Genomic DNA, 17,328 nt, shown 5'->3' with positions numbered 1-17,328 from the left:
CCTCCGCGCACAAGGTCACAGCATTTTGGGGCATGGCTGTGAGGGGGGTGTGGGATGTGGCGTGGCCGGACATGGCCTAACGGCTGCCTGTGCGGGCGACGAAGGGGTACCGCGCGGGGGATGTCCGTAGCGTGTTGGGGGTGGGAAGTGATCCTCCAGGTGAGCCAGCTGACCGGGACGAGTCGGAGGTCGCGGCTGAGTCCGGCGCCACCGAGGTCTCCCAGCATGTGAGTGCCGAGCGCGATGCCTACACCGCCGTCCGGGATCAGTACATCATCAACATCGTCCCGCAGAGCGAGCCGTCCTCTGGAGAGTCGCCGGGTCGGGTGATCGGTGAACCGGGGGACGGAGTGACGGGGCTGGGCTTTGCCGGGCGGATCGCCGCGTTGGCCGGGTTCCGCGGGAGCCGACCGGATCGGGTTCTGGGCGGGGCTGCTGGTTTCTGGACGAGACGGGCGCTTGTTTTGACGGCTGCCGTCGGTGCGGTGGCGTTAGCGGCGGTGCTGGCACTGCCATTGGTTCGAACCCATTCTGGGACTTCGGGTGGGACACCCTCGGGAAGTGCGTCCAAGGGTACGCGCGAGATTGAGCAATTAGGATTGACGGCGGCCATATCAGACAAGAAGTATAGGGCCATCTTTCCTCTTTTTAATGCCCAGGCCAAAGAGCAGCGCCTTGACGAGGTTGTCCTGCTTGTCACGTTTCGGGGTCCGCCTTGTGCGGAGACCCCTCTTGTGCTCGTGTATGAGATCCAGACTCCTGTTGCCGTGGGCCCCTCGGGGCGGATCGACCAAGGGGCGGTTGCGGTGGATTCCGGTTTGGCGCAAGGGTTCACAACCCCCGCGTCCGGGGAATTCAATCTGGGGTGCGGGATCAATCAATTGCAGATGCGTTTTCGTCCCCCGGGCGCCATCCTTGCTCGACGGTCAACCACGTCCATTCTAGTCGACGTTCCCAGGGATCTCAGGGTGACTAAGATGATCAACGGGGTTGCCGGTTTTGAGATTTCACGTGCCGGGTTGCCGTCAATCGGCCGACCGACGGGGGTCGAGTACATCGCCTTCCATGCGATTGCCGTTACCAGCGCTGGAAGTAGGCTTGGTTCATGCTTCCTGCTGGCCAAGAGCGACTATCGACCCGGGTCGGGGCCTCAGGACTGTGATGCCAAGATCGAGGGCAACCCGGTCTTCTGGATGCAGAAATTTGGGCCCAATCGAAAGTGGAAGGGGTATGAGAGAGCCAGCTGAGCCCGTTTCGGCTGGGGCCTACGTTCTTGAAGGACAGAGGTTAGCGGCAGTTCAGGTGGGTGCCGAAGAATTTTTGGGATAGGTGGACTGCCTGGGCGGCGGTCACGGTTCCGGATCGCTGAGGGTGGACGATCCGCTGCCTGGTGCCGTCGGGCTTGGTGATGATCTCCGTGGTCGGGCCTTTGGGGATGACGATGGACTTGCCCGCGGCCGCCCGTCGGGCCAGCGCGCTCGCGGTCCCGGGCCGGTTGAAGGCGATTCGGACGAGCTCGAACCGGTCCGGGTCGCTCAGCTGGCTCCATGCGGCGTCCCCGACCTGCCTTTGCAGACCGTTCTCGACGTGCTTGAGATATGCGGCCATGGCCAGCAGAGCATTGGGACCGTTGGAGAAGGTGATCACGGGCACGGTGAGGCTCTTCCCGTCCTCGGTGTCCTCCTGCTTGAAAAGGTCGCCGGTGCGCTTGGTGACGATCGGGGCGGCGAGCTTGACGTCCTTCTGGATTTCGGCGCTCCGGCTCTCCCAGGTGTCGAGTCCGACCCGCCACTGGGACAGGGGCTCGGACTGCAGGTAGGTCTTGATCTCGTTGTGCTCGACCATCGCGTTGGCGGCCAGCAGCCCCGGGTCGATGCCGACCGCGTCGGCGGTGGCCTTCACCAGTGCCGTGAACCGCTCGCTGAGGTCGGTGCCGGGGTGGGCCCGGCCGTTCAGGTTGGCGTCCCAGGTGTCGATGGCGGGACGGCCCAGCCCGCGATCGGTCTTGACGTCGCGGCGGGCCCCGTGCGAGGCGACGAGGTCGGCGTCCTTGCACTCCCCGGAGGCGGGGACGAGCGCCGAGAGCAGCAGTCCGGACGGGTAGAGCTCGTCGGCGACGTTCCAGACCGACAGCCGCAGGGTCACGGCCTTGCCCCGGTAGGGGGACAGGTCGGCGGTGAGCGGGACCTCCGGCGTCATGCCGTTGAACCCGAGCCGCCCGGGCAGCCACGACGACGCGTTGAGGTTTCCGGTCGCCAGCACCATGCTCTGGTCGGGGGTGGTCAGGACGACGGCGTAGGCGTCGTTGTACTGAGAGCCGTAGTACCTGGGCCATTCGGCGGACAGGAAGCGCAGCGTGCCGGTCAGTCGTCCATCGGTGACCTTGAAGGTCTGGGCGATGCTGCCGGGGGTGCCGCCCTGCGTCGCGACGACCACCGCCCCCTCCTGGGGCTCCTCGGCGGCGGGTAGCCGGAACGCGGCGGGCGTCGTCACCGGCGTGGACGGATCGGGCACCGAGGTGATCTCGGGAGTGGGCGTGGTCCCGGGGGTGGGGGTGTTCTCGGCTGTCGGCGGCGCGGTCGGGGAAGGGATCTGGGTGGGCGTTCCCGGTGTCGTCGGGACGACCGGCGGCCCGGAGAGCACCGATCCGCCCGGCCTGACGGTGACCTGCCCGGTGGTCGTCCATCCGCGCAGCCCGGCGCTGAAGTCGCGGTTGACGAGCTTCGGCTCGACCCGTCCGGCGGGGGCCAGTTGGACGTCGGTCTGCCGCGTCGGCGCACCGGCGACGAGGTAGGAGGCGGCCATCCCGGACCGGCCCTCAGCGGTGCGCGCGGTGAGCGTGAGGTTGCCCAGGGTCGGCAGCCCCGCCAGCCGGTAGGCGCCCGCGTCGTCGGTGGTGGTGCTGACCGACAGCTGCGACTCGGCGAAGGTGGCGACGACGACCGCGCCGCGGACCGGTCCCGCGGAGGGGTCGGTGACCCTTCCGGTGAGGCTCCCGGCCCCGGCCGCGGCGACCATGAGCCGCACCAGCGCGTGCGGCGACTGCGAGGACAGCACTCCGAAGGCCTCGCCGACGCGCCTCCCGTCGGCGGACCTGACCGTGAACGCTCCGTCCGGCAGGCCGGTGACGCGGAACGTGCCCGCGGGATCGGTGACCGTCTCGTACCTCTTGCCCGACTTCCGCATGGTCACCACCAGGCGGGCGCGGGCTTCCAGCCGCCACGTCGGATCGACGGCGAGGCCGGTGACCGACCGTTCCTCGGCCGTAAAGAACGGCCACACCTTTAAGAGCACCACGCAGACCGTCACCACCCCGAGCAGGATGGCGGCGAACACAGCGACAACGACCTTCTTCACGCCCCGCCTCCACGCGAATGGACCGGCCTACCGCGACCGGGTCCCTTCGGACCGATGGCTTAAGCGTGCGTCCACTCGGCGCCCTTCCGCCAGGGACGGTCTCCGCGACTCCCCGGGAATTGTTTCCCGGTCCCATCGGGAACGGCTCCCGATCTTTCCGGGGAGTCGCGCAGGCCAGCGGCCTGTACGGAACGGGTGAACCGACGGCGGCGACGCTTTTAGACGGCGCGCCCAGACGACCGAACTGTTGTCAAGGTTCAGACCGGAAAAGGCCGCGGCCACAAGCTCCCGATGGCCATGAATTCAAGGAGCAGTTTCCGACGCGGACCAAGAGACCGGACGGTGTGCTCGCCGAGACCAATCCACCGTACGCACCGAGATTGTTCCCGTGCGCGCCTTCATAGCCGACTTCTTGCCGGGCTCTCCGAAAGGATCTTGTCCATGCGGGCGGACAACTTGATGTCTCAGGCTTGGGACGGTGTGGTGTGCGGCGTCCCCCGGCCGCGGCCGGGGGACGCTTGTGCGTGGGGGGTCAGGCTTCGATTACCTGGTTCAGGAGGTCTCGGTAGCCGTGTAGGGCCAGCCGGAGTCGCTCGGTGTCGGGTTTCCCCTGGTCGTCGCGGCCTTCGGTGAGCGTTCGCCGGTGTGCGGCGATCGCGCGGCCGAGGGCGTCGACGGCGTCGGACGCGAGATCGTCCGCCCGGCGGACGGCCTCGCCCGGATCGTCGACGAACGCGGCCTGCACCTCGTGCCAGCGCGCCCGGAACCGCTCCGCCTCGGCCGGGTCGAGCAGCCGCGCCCGCGTCTCCGCCGATCCGGATGCCGGTGCCGGTCCGGATGCGGATGCCGGTGCCGGGGTCGGGGCGGCGGCGGGGGGCGGAGAGGCCGCGGGGGACGGGGAGGCGGCGCGGCGTTGGGGTGCGGTGGGGCGGGCCTCGACGACCGGCGACTGCGGCGCGGTTCCCGCGACGCGCGTGTCACCGGCCGTGCCCGGCGCCTCGTCGGCGGGTCGCCTGTGCTCCATCGGGGTCAGCTCCTCGTGGTCCGGTCGCCGCGGTGTCCCGCCGTCCCGGCGGCGGCCTCGCGCCCGGTCGGCTCGCCGGGCGCGGCGAGCAGTTCCTCGAACAGGGCGCGGTAGTGCACCATCGCCTGCCGCAGGTCCTCGGTGGACGCCTGCTTGGCGGCGGCCTTCCCGCTGATCGCGTGGGCGTGCCGGTAGTGCTCCATCGTGCGGCCGTGCTCGACGGACAGGTGCGCGACCTTCTCCTCGAAGCCGCGGGTCGGGTAGCCGCGCTCGCCCATCACGAGGGTGACGAGGCGGTCGGCCTCCTCGACCGCGGCGTCCGGGGCGTCGACGAAGCGCTCCTGGACGCGGAGCCATTGCTCGCGGTACCGCTCGCGCCGGTCCGGGTCGAGGTCGCGCAGGTCGAGCTCGTCGTGGCGGCGCTCGCGGGAGAGCAGTTCCCGCTCGGCCGCCGCCCGGCCGCCCGCGCGCTCCACGGTACGGTCGTACTCGGGACCGAACCGCTGCCTGAGCCGCCGCGTGCGCGCCGCGTTCCGGGCCAGGTACGCGGCCATGACCAGGGCGGCCACGACGATGACGGCGATGACGACCCATATCGCGGTCGACATGGTGGTTCCTCCAAGGTGCGCCGGATCATCGGACGGAACGCGGATGCCCGGAAACAGGCGTTCAAAACAGAGGCCATGAACAGGTCACGTAATGGTCAGGTGGCGCAGGACGCGTCAGCGGCCGGGTTCTGTGCCGGGCTGATCGGCGGGGTCGAGGGCGTCGGCGAGCGTGTCCGGCGCACGCATACGCCAGGCGTCGGTGACGAGTTCTTCCAGGCGGTCGGTGTCCACTTCGCTCAGCCACAGCATGACCAGAGGCAGCCCGTCGTAGGCGGGTGTGGTGAAGAAGCGCTCCGGCTCACCGAGCAGCAGCGCCTGCTTCTCCGCCTCGTCGCCGACGTACAGCACGGCGACGTCGGTCCGGATGACGCGCGGCTTGCCCGGCCTGCGCTCGGGGTAGGACCAGACGAACCCTTTGCCGCCGACCCGGAAATCGAAGCCGTCGCTGTCGATCTCGACCACGTGCGGCAGCGCGAGCGCCAACCGGCGAACGTCGTCGGCGTCAGCCATCCCGCTCACTCCCCGACACCGCTTTCAGCACATGCGCAGGCTATCGACCCGCTGACCGGCGAACGACACCGAAGCACGCGACTCCGGTTCAGGGGGCCGTGAAGGTGATGCGGACGGTGTGGGTGTCCGGGGGCGCGCTGGCGGCCAGGGTTTCGGCGGCTTCGGTACCGGTGGTGCGGAAATGGATGATCGCCGTGTGGGTGCCGGTGGGGGTTTCGAACTCGACGTGGACGGTGGCGGTGTGCGCGTCGAGGAGGGCCCGCTGGCGGTGGCGGCGCCAGATGAGCCAGAGGGTGGCGACGGTGGCGGAGAGGGTGCCGCTGGCCAGGTTGGCGGAGACGCCCACCAGGAGGTCGGTGGTGGGGCCCCGCTCTCCGGTCGGGCGCTGGGAGGACGTGAAGTCGCCCAGCGACGCCAGATCCTCGGGGGCGAGGCCGCTGTTTTCAAGTTCCAGGCGCATGGAGGCTCCGGGGAGAGAGGGGTCAGGCGTGCATGATCCAGGGGGCGGAGGGTTCGGTGCCGGGAGTGGCGGCGTTCAGGGCCCGGACGAGGGCGGCCGGGGTGGGGTCGGTGTCCAGGGTGCGGGTCAGCGCGTCCACGATCAGGGGGGACCAGGTCGTGTCGCGGATGGGGCGCAGCGGGGAGATCACGAGGTCGGCTCCGGCGCGCAGGAAGGCGGTGGCGGTCGGGGGTTCGCTGACCCGGCCCAGGGGGACGGCCCGGCCGCCCGCGCAGATCGTCAGCACCACGACCAGGCCCGGGTTGACGTCCAGGGCGGCCAGTTCCGAGGGCAGCACCCAGCGGTCGTGGAGGCGGAGGGCGGCGGCTCCGCCGAGTTCGGGGACGGGTTCGCAGTGCGTCGACAGCCAGAGGAGATCGGCGGTGCGGGCGCTGTAGCGGAGGCGTTCCCAGGTGACCTGGTCCTGGACGACCGGAACCGTGCCGAACAGGTCCGCGACGGCCCGGGCCTCGTCGAGGGCGCCGGGCAGGCCGAGCGCGTCCTCCGGGCCCATCGGGTCGCCGAGCACCTCGACCCGGTCGGGAAAAGGCACCGTCGCCAACCCGAAACGCGGGCGGCGGCCGTGCCGCCGAACGACCACGTGGTCCTGCGCCAGCGAACGTCCGGTGGCGTCGGGGAGGTTCTCGACCGGGACCTGCTCCCACGGCTCGCGCAGCCGCAGCGACACCTCCGCCGCCCCGCCCGCCGCCTCCCGGAGGGCCGCGGCCAGGCGTTCCGCCGCGTCCGGCACCGCGGGTGCCACCTTGAGCGCGCCGACCGCGTCCTGCGCCGCGGCCCGTCCGACCGGGATGTCGGCCACCGTGACCTCCCGCGCGGACCCGGACCGGAAGGCGATCGCGTGCGCCGCCCCCGCGCCCTGGACCGTCTCCCCGGTCGGCGACAGACGGCGGCCAGGCTCGTCGTCCACGGCGGCGGGCAGGCCCAGCAGCGTTTCGACCATGGCCTTCTGCGCCTGGACGAGCCCGTCCCCGGGTACGGACTCCAGGGAGCTTTCGAACCTTTCCCTGGACGCCTCAAGGGTGCCGTTGCGCAGCAGCACGTACCCGATGTCGGCCTGGATTCCGGCCGTGTAGAGCGGGACGTGGTCGGCGCCCATCGCCCAGCGGGCCAGCGTGAAGGCCGACAGGTGGTCGTCCAGCGAGGCCAGCCGGGTCGCCTGGCGCGACAGCCTGCCGCCCAGCTCGCGGTGGTTGCCGCTGAGCACCGTCGCGCACAGGCAGAGGAAGCCGTGCCACCGCGTCACCCGGGCCGGCGCCCCGACCATGTCGGCCAGCTCGGCGACCTCGTTGTGCGCCGAGGCGAGCAGGTCGTGGTCGGACGGGGCGGCGACGTCGACCAGATGGGTCAGCGCCTCGTACGCGGTGACCGGGTCGTCGCCGTGCCTGGCGTTCTGGGCCAGCGTCAGCAACTGCCAGGGCCGGCGCCTCCACCGCTCGGGATCGTTGAAGACCGATCCCGGAAGGAAGGGGTTCGGGTCGTACTCCGTCCCCCGGCCGGGACGCCCTTCGGAGCGACCGGTGTAGTGCGACCTGCGGTGGTCCTGGTGCGCGATGTCGTCGAGGACGGCGGCCCTCGAACCCGGGTCGAGCCGCTCGGCCTCCTGCTCGGCCCGGGCGTACCAGTCGGACGCCTCGTCGAGACGGCGCAGGTCGCGCAGGGTGTTGGCGCCGTGCAGCCGGAACGTCACGGCCTGCTCGGGAAGGATCCGCGGGAGATCGGTCTCCAGGGTGAGCAGGAGGTCGAACGAGTCCTGGACGCGGCCGCTCTCCCTGGTGATCGACGCCGCGCAGCCCACGGCGTGCGCTCGCACGACCGGATCCTCGAACAGCGGGCACAGGATCGGATAGGACGCCAGGGGCCGCGGCGCGAGGTGCCAGACCTTCTTCTCGACCACGAAGTTGAGGAAGGCGACGAACGCCGCGAGCCCTTCGGCGCGTTCCTCCGGTGAGAGCGCGTCGATCTCGGTGGCGTGCTCGCAGAGTGAGGCCGCGCGCAGGGCCCCGTGGCCGAGTCCGCGCAGGTGGGCCTCGTTCTCCCGGAGGGGCGCGGCGGCGTCGTCCTCCTCGGGGGCCTCGTCGATGAGGGTGCGGAGGTCGGGGTAGCGGTGCGTCCGGTTCTCGGCCTCGTCGTGGAGCGCGGCGCCGACCGCCGAGGCCACGCCCCTGGTCTCGCGGAGGAAGACGTCCCGGAATTGCGGTTTGCTTTCCTTCAGCCAGGACTGGATGCGGGCATCGGCGGCGGCGCTGATCTCCCGTGCGCCGAGGCCGCCCAGGATGCCCGAGACCATCATCCACACCATTGCTGCGACGTGCGGGTCCGGGCTGCGCACGATCAGTTCGACATAGCTTTCCAGGGGACGCGGCGCGAGCCCGTGGGCCTCGTTTTCGAGCAAGTAGGACAGCAGCACCCCGAAATGGAGGAGTTGCCGGGCTCTCTCGGCGTCGTCCAGCGGGTCGAGCAGCGCCGGGTTCCCGCACAGTTCCACGGCCCTGACGGCGACCGCCCCGAGCTCCTCCGCCTCCTCGTCGGCCTCCCCGTCGCCGCCCTCTGAAGAGACGCACTCATCAATGATTTCCGAAAGACCGATATCCCGTCCGGGGCCGCCTTCGACTTCCCTGACGAGAGCGGCTCCGACCCGAGTGAATAAAGTGCTTGCCTCCCCGTCCCCCATGGCATCAACCCTACGCCAGGCGTCACCGAATAATCATCTGTCGAGGAGTGCCACCGGATTGCGGCTCGCAACTAATTCGGCGGTCATTCGCCCGAAGAGCGTAGGTAGGCCATGAGGGCGTCGCCGCGCGGGGAGAGGCGGTAACCGGTCTCCAGGCTCTGGGTGAGGCCGAGGGCCTTCAGGCGGCGGACGTCGGCCTTGAAGGGGAGTTTGTCGCGGCTCAGGCGTTCGGCCAGGTCCTGGGCGCGCAGGCCGGGGTTCTCCTCGATGAGGCGGAGGACCTCGCGGGTCCAGGGGGCGCGGCGGCCGCGGGCGTCGATGGCGTCCAGGGCGGCTTTGAGGTCGGCCAGCTCCCGGTCGGTCAGGTCGCCGTTGGCGGCCAGCTCCGCGCTGGGGTCGGGGCCGCCCAGATGGAGCATGACGCGGTGGTAGCCGCCCTCCTTGGTGCTCTTGGACAGGGCGGTGAGCAGGGCCGCGCGGTCCTCGAAGCCCGAACGCAGGGCGTCCTCTTCGGTGATCTCCTCGGGGGTGACGGCGGTGACCGAGTCGATGACGATGATCCCCGCCCAGGTGCGCTGAGTGCTCCCGGCACGGACCCGCGGCTCGGCCCACACCCGGAACACCCGATCGATCCGCCCGCCCGCGATCCCCTCAAGGACCTCCCGCCTGAACAGCATCGTTCCCTCCCAGCGTGGTGCGCCTCTCCGTCCGCCTCCTTCCGCAATCTTCTTCTCAAGAACCCCGGGAGGGCCACCGCTCCGGAATCTCGCGGGCGCCGGGGTGGTTGACGCCAGTGTGAAGAGGATCGGTTTTCTCTCGTTCGGCCACTGGAGCGACGGCGCGGGTTCGCGGACCCGGTCCGCGCGGGACGCGCTGCTGCAGTCGATCGATCTCGCCGTGGCCGCGGAGGAGCTCGGCGCCGACGGCGCCTACTTCCGGGTGCACCATTTCGCCAGGCAGCTGGCCTCTCCCCTGCCGCTGCTGTCCGCGATCGGCGCGAAGACCTCGCGTATCGAGATCGGCACCGGCGTGATCGACATGCGCTACGAGAACCCGCTGTACTTCGCCGAGAACGCCGGGGCCGCCGACCTGATCTCCGGCGGGCGGCTGCAGCTCGGCATCAGCCGGGGATCGCCGGAACAGGTCGTCGACGGGTGGAGGTACTTCGGGTACGAGCCGTCCGAGGGCGACACCGATGCCGACATGGCGCGCAAGCACACCGAGGTACTGCTCACCGTGCTGCGGGGCAAGGGCTTCGCCCAGCCGAACCCGCGGCCGATGTTCCCCAACCCGCCAGGACTGCTGCGCGTCGAGCCGCATTCCGAGGGGCTGCGCGACCGCATCTGGTGGGGCTCGGGCTCCAACGCCACCAGCGTGTGGGCGGCCGAGCTGGGCATGAACCTGCAGAGCTCCACGCTCAAGGACGACGAGACCGGCGAGCCGCTGCACGTCCAGCAGCGCAAGCAGATCGAGGCCTACCGGCAGGCGTGGAAGGACGCCGGGCACCGGCGCGAGCCGCGCGTGTCGGTCAGCCGCAGCATCTTCGCGCTGACCAGCGACCTGGACCGCGCCTACTTCGGCCGCGACGCCGACTCCACCGACCAGATCGGGATGATCGACGAGAAGACCAGGGCGATCTTCGGACGCTCCTACGCCGCCGAACCGGACGTGCTGGTCAAGCAACTCGCCGAGGACGAGGCCATCCAGGCCGCGGACACGCTGCTGCTCACCGTCCCCAACCAGCTCGGCGTGGACTACAACGCCCACGTCCTGGAGAACATCCTGACCCACGTGGCACCCGACCTCGGCTGGCGTTGAGCACGAAACCCCCGCCCATCGCGGCGGCGCGGGTGTTCCGCGGTGTCAGATGGTCTCGAGGATGACGACAGGGATCTGTCGTGTCGTTCGCTCCTCGAACTTGGCGAAAAGCGGGTTGAGCTCCTTCTGCCTCGACCAGATCCTTTCGCGTTCGGCGCCGTCGGCGACACGGGCGAGGACGTCGATCGTCCGGCCTCCCACTTCGATGACCGTCCTGGGATGGGCGCGAAGATTGTGGTACCAGTCGGGATGGGCGGCCGCGGCGTCGTTGGAGGCGAACACGGCGAAGCCGGTCTCATCGAGCCGCTGGTAGGTCACCGGGTTGGTTCGCCGCGCGCCCGTCCTGGCTCCCACGTGGTGGAGCACGAGTAAAGGCATTCCGTCGTACATGCCTCCGACCTTTCCGCCGCGCGCCCTGAATTCCTCGATGACCCGCCTGTTGTGGGCGTCCAGGTCCTGCTTGTCCATGTCCGCGGTCCCTTCATGGTCCGGGCCGGGGCTTGCCCCCGACCGCACTGGACGGTTCCGTCCACTGTAGGCAGAGTGGACGGAACCGTCCAGTGCGAATAGAGTCGCGTTCATGGGTGACAGGCCGATGACCGACCGCGGGCGACGGAGCCGCGATCGGATCGTCGCGGCCGCCGACGCGCTGATCGACGGCCAGGGCGTCAAAGGCGCGGGCGTCGACCGGATCATCGCCATGGCCAAGGTGAGCAAGAGCCAGCTCTACCACTTCTTCACGGGCAAGGACGACCTGGTCCGCGCCGTGATCGCCTGCCGTTTCGAGCGCGTGCTGGACGCCCAGATGCCCATGCTCACCGACCTCGGCGACTGGGCGGGCATCCGCCGCTGGTTCGACATGTTCGTCGGCGAAAGCCAGGCGCACGGTCATCCCGGCTGCCCCATCGGCACGCTCGCGAACGAACTCGCCGACCGCGATGAAACCGCACGGGCCGACCTCGATCGCTGCTTCACGATCTGGGAGCAGTATTTGGTGGACGGCCTGGAGAGCATGCGGGAACGCGGCCTACTCGTGGCGGACGCCGATCCCAGGCGACTGGCCATCGCGGTATTCGCCGGAATCCAAGGCGGGCTGCTCCTCGCCAAGACCCGCAAGGACGTCGAGCCACTCCGCATCGCCGTCGACGCCGCGTTCGCGCACCTACGCTCGTTCCGAGCCGCCCCTCCCGAGGAACACGACTAACTAAGGGCACGCTCCCGCAAGCAGATCCGCATGGACGGCGGAATCCGCCGACCGTACGACGACGGGCCGGTCACAGGGTTCGTGACCGGCCCGATCGCGGAGTGCTCAGTGGGTGCCGAGCGCTCGGCCCAGGGTGCGGAACAGGTCCGTCTGGTCGGTCACGCCGGTGACGTTGGCGGCCTGCGGGCCGCGGGCGGCGATGCGGACCTGGGTCCCGGTGTGCTCCTGGGACTGGCCGGGGGTGTTGGTGGCGTAGTTGATCTTCATCGGGGCGCCGTCGGAGGTGATCAGCGTGGCGGTCTGGCCCGGGCTCCGCGCCTCGATGGGGATGATCTGGCTGGTGTGGCCGTGGTCGGCGGTGACGACGACCAGGGTGTCGGGGTGGCGGCGGGCGTAGTCCAGCGAGACGCGCACCGCCTGGTCGAACTGGGCGGTCTCGCCGATCTGGCCGCACGGGTCGGCGGCGTGGTCGCGCTTGTCGATCGAGGCGCCCTCGATCTGCAGGAAGAAGCCCTTGCGCCCCGTCCTGGACTGCGCGTCGAGCAGGCCGATCGCCTTGGCCGCCATGTCGGACAGGTGCGGGCCCCGGAAGGACGGGTCAGGCGCGCACCTCGCCGGATCGGTACCGCCGACCTTGGCGGCCGGGCCGGTCCACTCCTGCGGCATGTTGACGTCGGCGAACAGCCCGAGCAGCCGCTGCCCCGGCCTGGCGGCGCCGAGCCCGGCCTCGTCGGTGACCACGGTGTACCCGGCGGCCTTCGCCTGGTCGATCACGGTCTTGCCCGCGAACGGCCCCGCCTTGATCGTCTGCGTCCAGCGGGCCCTGCCGCCGCCGAGGTAGAGGTCGGCGCCGGTCTGCACCTGCTGCTCGGAGATCGAGCCCGGCCCGCCGTTCACCTTGTCCTGCACCGGGCACTTCGCCATGTCGGCCGGGCCCTGGCAGCCGCGGTCGGCCACGTGCGCGGTCAGCACGGCGGGCGTCGCGTCGCCGAGCTCGGCCGTGGTGACGTCGCCGGTGCGGAACCCGGCCCGCTTCGCCAGCTCAAGGATCGTCGGGACGGGCTTGCCGTCCGGGGTCACCGAGATGGCGCCGTTGTAGGTCTTGTGGCCGGTCGCCCAGCCGGTGCCGCTGGCCGCCGAGTCGGTGACGTAGTCGGGCAGCCGCGGGTCGGCCTTGCTGACCGCGTAGGTGGTGTACGCGCCGGTCATCGGCAGCGTGTCCAGCGCGAGGCGGCCCGCCGCCCCCTTGGTGTAGTTGCGCGCGATCGTGATCTCCGAGTCGCCCATCCCGTCCCCGATCAGCAGGATGACGTTGCGCGCCTTGCCGCCCCGCACCTCCCGGCGGACGTCCTGCGTCCGGTCACCGCCAGAGGCCCCCGCCAGCCCGGAGCCCAGCAGCGCGACGGCCGCTCCCCCCGCGCACACGATCGCCGCCGTGCGCCGCACGTGCGAAGCCGAAACCATGGTCGACCTCCTGTGATCTCCATTTGGGACAGCGCACAGAGCACCAGTTCGACATGATGATTCGCCGCGCTGATCCCGACCGGCGGGTGAACGCTCGGCGAACGACGCGCCACGAAGCCCGCGCGGGACCGCCGCCGCCGGTGTACCCGCCCCGGCACGGCTTGGACGACCGGTTGCGGCCGTCGCGGCTGAGCAGCGGAACAAAGCTGAACGGCAAGGCCATCGCCGTCTCCGGCAGCCACGACGGGACGGTTCGGGTATGGGACCTGGCCGCCTTTTAGCCCGCCGCCTTCACCCCGGAGATGAAAGGGGCCGCTTCATGGCTGTTATGGCACGGGACGACGTTCATTTCCGGGGATAAGGTGCGTTCTGGAGGGTATTACGACAGAGGACCGAGTTTGCGGCGGTCCATTAATACAGTAACGGTCATTGCTCTCTGGAACGACGATAGGTCCCGATGGCTTCGAATCGGCAGGTGGGGCGGGACGGCACCCACATCGCGCTGGTCTCCTTGGGCAGCGAGGTCGTCCGGTGCGGGCTTCGCACCATGTTGTGCGAGCTGAACGCGTTGGACGACGTGGTCGCCAGCGGCAACTTCGACCACAGCATGGAGTTGCTGCACTCGGGCCGTCCGACGCTGCTCGTCCTGAACTACGGCGACGAGCCCCAGCAGGCGGAGAAGCTCGCGAGCACGGCCGCCGACGTCGGCGTGCGAGTGCTGCTGATGCTGCGGACCGTCACCGGGGAGACGCTCGCGCCGGTGGCCGCCGTGCCGGCGGACGGCTACCTGCTGGAGCCGACGCTGACCCGCGACGTGCTGTCGAACGCGCTGAGCGACCTGGACAGCGGGCTGGTGCCGATCCCGCACCCGGTGGCGCGCAGGCTCCTGGCCGAGGTCGGCCCGGCCGCCCCGTCCGCCCCCGCCGCGTCCGCCCCCGTCGAGCCGGTCGACCCGGCCGGGCCCGTCGCGGCGGCTCCGGTGCGCGAGGGCGCGGAGCCCACCACGCTGACGGATCGCGAGCTGCAGGCCCTGGCGCTGATGGTGGAGGGGCTGAGCAACAAGCAGATCGCCCGCCGGCTGGGCATCTCCGAGCACGGCGCCAAACGGCACGTCGCCAACATCCTCGCCAAGCTCCACTGCTCGAACAGGACGCTGGCGGCGGCCGTCGCGCTCAGCCGCGGACTCGTCCGCGACCCCGGGGCCGCGCGCCGGGCCCGCCGCCGCTGACCACCAGCCCGCCGCGCCCCGCCCCGCCGCGCTCCAGGGCGGCCGGGGCGGACAGCGCGGCCAGGGCGCGCAGCGGCGCGCGGGCCTTGAGCAGCATCTCCTCGTACTCGGCGGCGGGATCGGAGCCCAGCACGATGGCGCCGCCCGCGCCCACCGACAGGCGGCCCGGGCGCGCCACCATGGTGCGGATGACGATGTTGAGGTCGGCGGTGCCGCCCAGGCCGAAGAAGCCGATCGCGCCGGAGTAGACGCCGCGCGCCCGCCCTTCCAGCCGGTCGATGATCTCCATGGTGCGCGACTTCGGCGCGCCGGTCATCGATCCGCCGGGGAAGCACGTCCGCGCCGCCCGGACGGCGGTCACGCCGTCCCGCAGCCGGCCGCGCACGGTGGAGACGAGCTGGTGCACGGTCTCGTAGGACTCCACCGCCATGAAGCGCGGGACGCTGACCGTGCCGATGTCGCTGATCCGGCCGAGGTCGTTGCGGAGCAGGTCGACGATCATGAGGTTCTCCGCCCTGGTCTTGTCCGAGGCGGCGAGTTCCTCGCGCAGGGCGGCGTCCAGGCGCGGTTCGGGAGCACGCGGCGCGGTGCCCTTGATCGGCTTGGACTCGGCCGTCCCCTCCCTGTCGACCTTCAGAAAGCGCTCCGGGGAGGAACACAGGACGTGCGTTTCGCCCAGCCGCAGATATGCGGCGTAGGGCGCGGGGTTGAGCCGCCGCTGGGCGAGGTAGAGCTCGTAGGGCGGGCCGTCGAAGGGGATCTCCGCGCTGTTGGTCAGGCAGATCTCGTAGCTCTCCCCGGCCCGCAGCAGCCGCAGGCACTCCTCGATGTCGGCCAGGTAGCGCTCCCGCGGCCGGACGAGCCACGGCTCCGGATCGAACTCCGGCCCCGGCCGCGGCGCGGGTCGCGCCCTCGGCCCGCGTCTCCGGCAGACGTCGGCGGCCCGGGAGACCCAGGCGCGGGCCGCCGCCCGGCTCCGCGGCCCGCGGTCGGTCAGCGCGAGCGCCCACGCCGCTCCGTCCTCGTGGTCGATCGCCACGAACCTGCTCGCCGACATCCAGGCGGCGTCGGGCATGGACGAGACGTGCGCCGCGCCAGCGCCGCAGTCGCGCTTCAGCTCGTAGCCGAGATAGCCGACGTAGCCGCCGTTCAGGTCGAACGGCAGCGCCGGGTCGCTCGGGACGGCCCGCGCCGCGAGCCGCGCGTCGAGCACGTCGAAGATCGAGGAGGAGACCGTGGACTCCCGGCCGCCCGCACGCACCACCACGTCGCCGGCCCCCGGGCGGCAGGACAGGATCTCGCCGTGCGGCCCGCCCGCGTCGCCGAGGAAGGAGAAGCGGGACAGGCCCGGCTCGACCCGGCTGCTGTCCAGCCAGAAGGAGTAGGGCTCGTCCGCGAACAGTTCGGTGAAGACGTCCTCGGCGTCGGGGACGGCGGCGATCCGCTCGACCTCCAGCGACCAGCGCGCGGACGTCCCCGCCCGCGCAGCGGAGCCGTTCACGGCGCCCCTGCCCGGCCTGGCCGTCGCGTTGTACTCCGCCGCGAGGTCGCGGAAGTTGGACATCAGCGTCGGCCCGAAGTCGGTCGAGACCGACTCCGGGTGGAACTGCACGCCCCACCAGGGCATCTCGCGATGCCGCAGGCCCATCACCACCGCGTCCGCGGTCCATGCCGTGACCTCCAGGTCGGCGGGCACGGGCGTCGCGACGCACAGCGAGTGGTACCGGACGGCGTGGAAGCCCTGGGGCAGGCCGCGGAACAGGTCGCGCCCGCAGTGCCTGATCTCCTCCACCCGCCCGTGGACGGGCGCGGGCGCGGGCACCACGTCGGCGTCCGACAGCCAGGCCAGCGCCTGGTGGCCGAGGCAGACGCCGAGCGTCGGCAGCCCGGAGTCGCGGACGAGGTCGAGCGTGACGCCGACGTCGCGGTGCCGCTGCGGGCGTCCCGGGCCGGGAGAGACGATGAGCGCGTCGAAGCGGCTCGGGTCCAGCTCGGCCCAGCCCGGATCGTCGTTCGGCATCACCACCGGCTCCACCCCGTAGGCACGGGCGGCGAGCTGGAACAGGTTGTAGGTGTAGGAGTCGTGGTTGTCGACGATCAGTGTGCGCACGGCAGTTCCCAGAGGTTGGCGGCGGGCAGGACGGCGCGGTGCCGCACGGCCCGCCGCCAGTCCGCGGCCCGGGCCGAGACCCTGGCGGGCGCCCGGCGGGAGTCGGCGCCGATCCAGGCCCGCACCGGGCGAACGCCGTGCAGGGCGTTGAGGGTCCAGGTCTCCAGCCCCGGCAGTTCGGCGAGGTCGACGCTCTCCCGCCGGACGGCGCACCGCCAGCACTCGGCCAGCCGTTCCAGGTGGGTCCTGGTCACCGACGGGAGCACGGGGAGGTCGGCTTCGGGCACGCACAGCGTGTCGCCGCGCCACCACACCAGCGCGCTGTGGGCCGTCTCCAGGACGGTGCCGCCGCCCTCGTAGAGCAGGGCGTCGTCGGCGCCGACCGCCCTGGCCCGCTCGCGCAGCCCGGCCAGGACGCGGAGGTCTGGGCCCTTGACCGTGGGGCACCGGCGCGGATCCGGATCCGGCGGGATCCACAGCGTCACCTCCCCGGCCCCGGGAGCGGGCGCGGGCCTCGGCCACAGCGCCAGCCGGGGCTCGGGCCCGCCGTACGCCTCGATCCTCGGGAACCAGCGGCCCCGCGGCGGCAGCCAGTGGCGCACCGCGTCCAGGAAGTCCAGGACGGTCGCGGGCGGCAGCCCCGGCACCCGTTCGGCGCAGGCGCCGAGGAAGCGCCGCCCGTGCAGCATCAGGTCGCGCACCCGCCCGTCGGCGACCAGCCAGGAGTCCACGACCGCCGGGGCGCCCAGGCGCCGGTCCGGCACGGGGGTCAGGCCGGACGGCTCGTTCCACGCCAGGCGCGGGCTCGACATGG

General features: G+C 71.2%; 15 protein-coding genes. 4 read left to right on the top strand and 11 right to left on the bottom strand.

Going from position 1 to position 17,328, the window contains the following annotated elements; genetic code table 11:
• Window positions 1–227 precede the first annotated feature (227 nt).
• Window positions 228–1,247, top strand: a complete 1,020-nt coding sequence (locus tag ACH01S_RS43610; protein WP_218010301.1) for a hypothetical protein — start codon at window positions 228–230, stop codon at window positions 1,245–1,247.
• A gap of 40 nt (window positions 1,248–1,287) precedes the next feature.
• Here the strand turns inward: ACH01S_RS43610 and ACH01S_RS18170 are convergent, their stop codons facing one another.
• The 7 genes from ACH01S_RS18170 to ACH01S_RS18140 form a co-directional block, all read right to left on the bottom strand.
• Window positions 1,288–3,357 (bottom strand): carboxypeptidase-like regulatory domain-containing protein, encoded by a 2,070-nt coding sequence (locus ACH01S_RS18170; protein WP_148344027.1) that lies wholly within the window; start codon window positions 3,355–3,357, stop codon window positions 1,288–1,290.
• Window positions 3,358–3,889: 532 nt separating this feature from the next.
• Entirely contained in the window at window positions 3,890–4,381 is a 492-nt protein-coding gene (locus ACH01S_RS18165; protein WP_067892703.1) for a hypothetical protein, read from the bottom strand.
• Between the two features lie 5 nt (window positions 4,382–4,386).
• Window positions 4,387–4,989 (bottom strand): hypothetical protein, encoded by a 603-nt coding sequence (locus ACH01S_RS18160; protein WP_067892701.1) that lies wholly within the window; start codon window positions 4,987–4,989, stop codon window positions 4,387–4,389.
• 114 nt (window positions 4,990–5,103) lie between these two features.
• Complete coding sequence (locus tag ACH01S_RS18155; protein WP_174564892.1) at window positions 5,104–5,499, bottom strand: MmcQ/YjbR family DNA-binding protein; 396 nt, start codon at window positions 5,497–5,499, stop codon at window positions 5,104–5,106.
• Between the two features lie 88 nt (window positions 5,500–5,587).
• Window positions 5,588–5,959, bottom strand: a complete 372-nt coding sequence (locus ACH01S_RS18150) for a hypothetical protein (protein WP_067892697.1) — start codon at window positions 5,957–5,959, stop codon at window positions 5,588–5,590.
• 22 nt (window positions 5,960–5,981) lie between these two features.
• Window positions 5,982–8,504 carry a CHAT domain-containing protein gene (locus tag ACH01S_RS18145; RefSeq protein WP_067892696.1) on the bottom strand — a complete coding sequence of 841 codons (2,523 nt, stop codon included), beginning with the start codon at window positions 8,502–8,504 and terminating at the stop codon, window positions 5,982–5,984.
• A gap of 269 nt (window positions 8,505–8,773) precedes the next feature.
• Window positions 8,774–9,367: an ASCH domain-containing protein gene (locus ACH01S_RS18140; protein ID WP_067892694.1), complete on the bottom strand. Its 594-nt coding sequence runs from the start codon at window positions 9,365–9,367 to the stop codon at window positions 8,774–8,776.
• 118 nt (window positions 9,368–9,485) lie between these two features.
• On the opposite strand from ACH01S_RS18140, the gene ACH01S_RS18135 reads away from it, so the two are divergent.
• The gene (locus tag ACH01S_RS18135; RefSeq protein ID WP_067892692.1) at window positions 9,486–10,508 is read left to right on the top strand and encodes an LLM class flavin-dependent oxidoreductase; all 1,023 of its coding nucleotides are present in this window, start codon (window positions 9,486–9,488) and stop codon (window positions 10,506–10,508) included.
• Between the two features lie 45 nt (window positions 10,509–10,553).
• On the opposite strand, the gene ACH01S_RS18130 is transcribed toward ACH01S_RS18135, so the two are convergent.
• Window positions 10,554–10,976, bottom strand: a complete 423-nt coding sequence (locus ACH01S_RS18130; RefSeq protein WP_218010300.1) for a nitroreductase family deazaflavin-dependent oxidoreductase — start codon at window positions 10,974–10,976, stop codon at window positions 10,554–10,556.
• A gap of 127 nt (window positions 10,977–11,103) precedes the next feature.
• On the opposite strand from ACH01S_RS18130, the gene ACH01S_RS18125 reads away from it, so the two are divergent.
• Window positions 11,104–11,712 (top strand): TetR/AcrR family transcriptional regulator, encoded by a 609-nt coding sequence (locus ACH01S_RS18125; RefSeq protein ID WP_169809293.1) that lies wholly within the window; start codon window positions 11,104–11,106, stop codon window positions 11,710–11,712.
• A gap of 105 nt (window positions 11,713–11,817) precedes the next feature.
• Here the strand turns inward: ACH01S_RS18125 and phoA are convergent, their stop codons facing one another.
• Window positions 11,818–13,176, bottom strand: a complete 1,359-nt coding sequence (gene phoA, locus ACH01S_RS18120; protein WP_067892689.1) for an alkaline phosphatase — start codon at window positions 13,174–13,176, stop codon at window positions 11,818–11,820.
• Window positions 13,177–13,633: 457 nt separating this feature from the next.
• On the opposite strand from phoA, the gene ACH01S_RS46020 reads away from it, so the two are divergent.
• The gene (locus tag ACH01S_RS46020) at window positions 13,634–14,404 is read left to right on the top strand and encodes a helix-turn-helix transcriptional regulator (protein WP_148344028.1); all 771 of its coding nucleotides are present in this window, start codon (window positions 13,634–13,636) and stop codon (window positions 14,402–14,404) included.
• Here ACH01S_RS46020 and pabB read toward each other — a convergent pair.
• Window positions 14,349–16,514: an aminodeoxychorismate synthase component I gene (gene pabB / locus ACH01S_RS18110; RefSeq protein ID WP_083980836.1), complete on the bottom strand. Its 2,166-nt coding sequence runs from the start codon at window positions 16,512–16,514 to the stop codon at window positions 14,349–14,351. The genes ACH01S_RS46020 and pabB overlap by 56 nt on opposite strands.
• Complete coding sequence (locus ACH01S_RS18105) at window positions 16,502–17,326, bottom strand: aminotransferase class IV (RefSeq protein ID WP_083980835.1); 825 nt, start codon at window positions 17,324–17,326, stop codon at window positions 16,502–16,504. Before ACH01S_RS18105 ends, pabB begins: the two co-directional genes overlap by 13 nt.
• Window positions 17,327–17,328: the final 2 nt, after the last annotated feature.

It is taken from the genome of Actinomadura chibensis NBRC 106107 (assembly GCF_001552135.1).
Classification (GTDB): Bacteria; Actinomycetota; Actinomycetes; order Streptosporangiales; family Streptosporangiaceae; genus Spirillospora; species Spirillospora chibensis.
The sequence above is the reverse complement of the archived record's forward strand: the minus strand, read 5'-3'. Positions and strand labels throughout refer to the sequence as shown.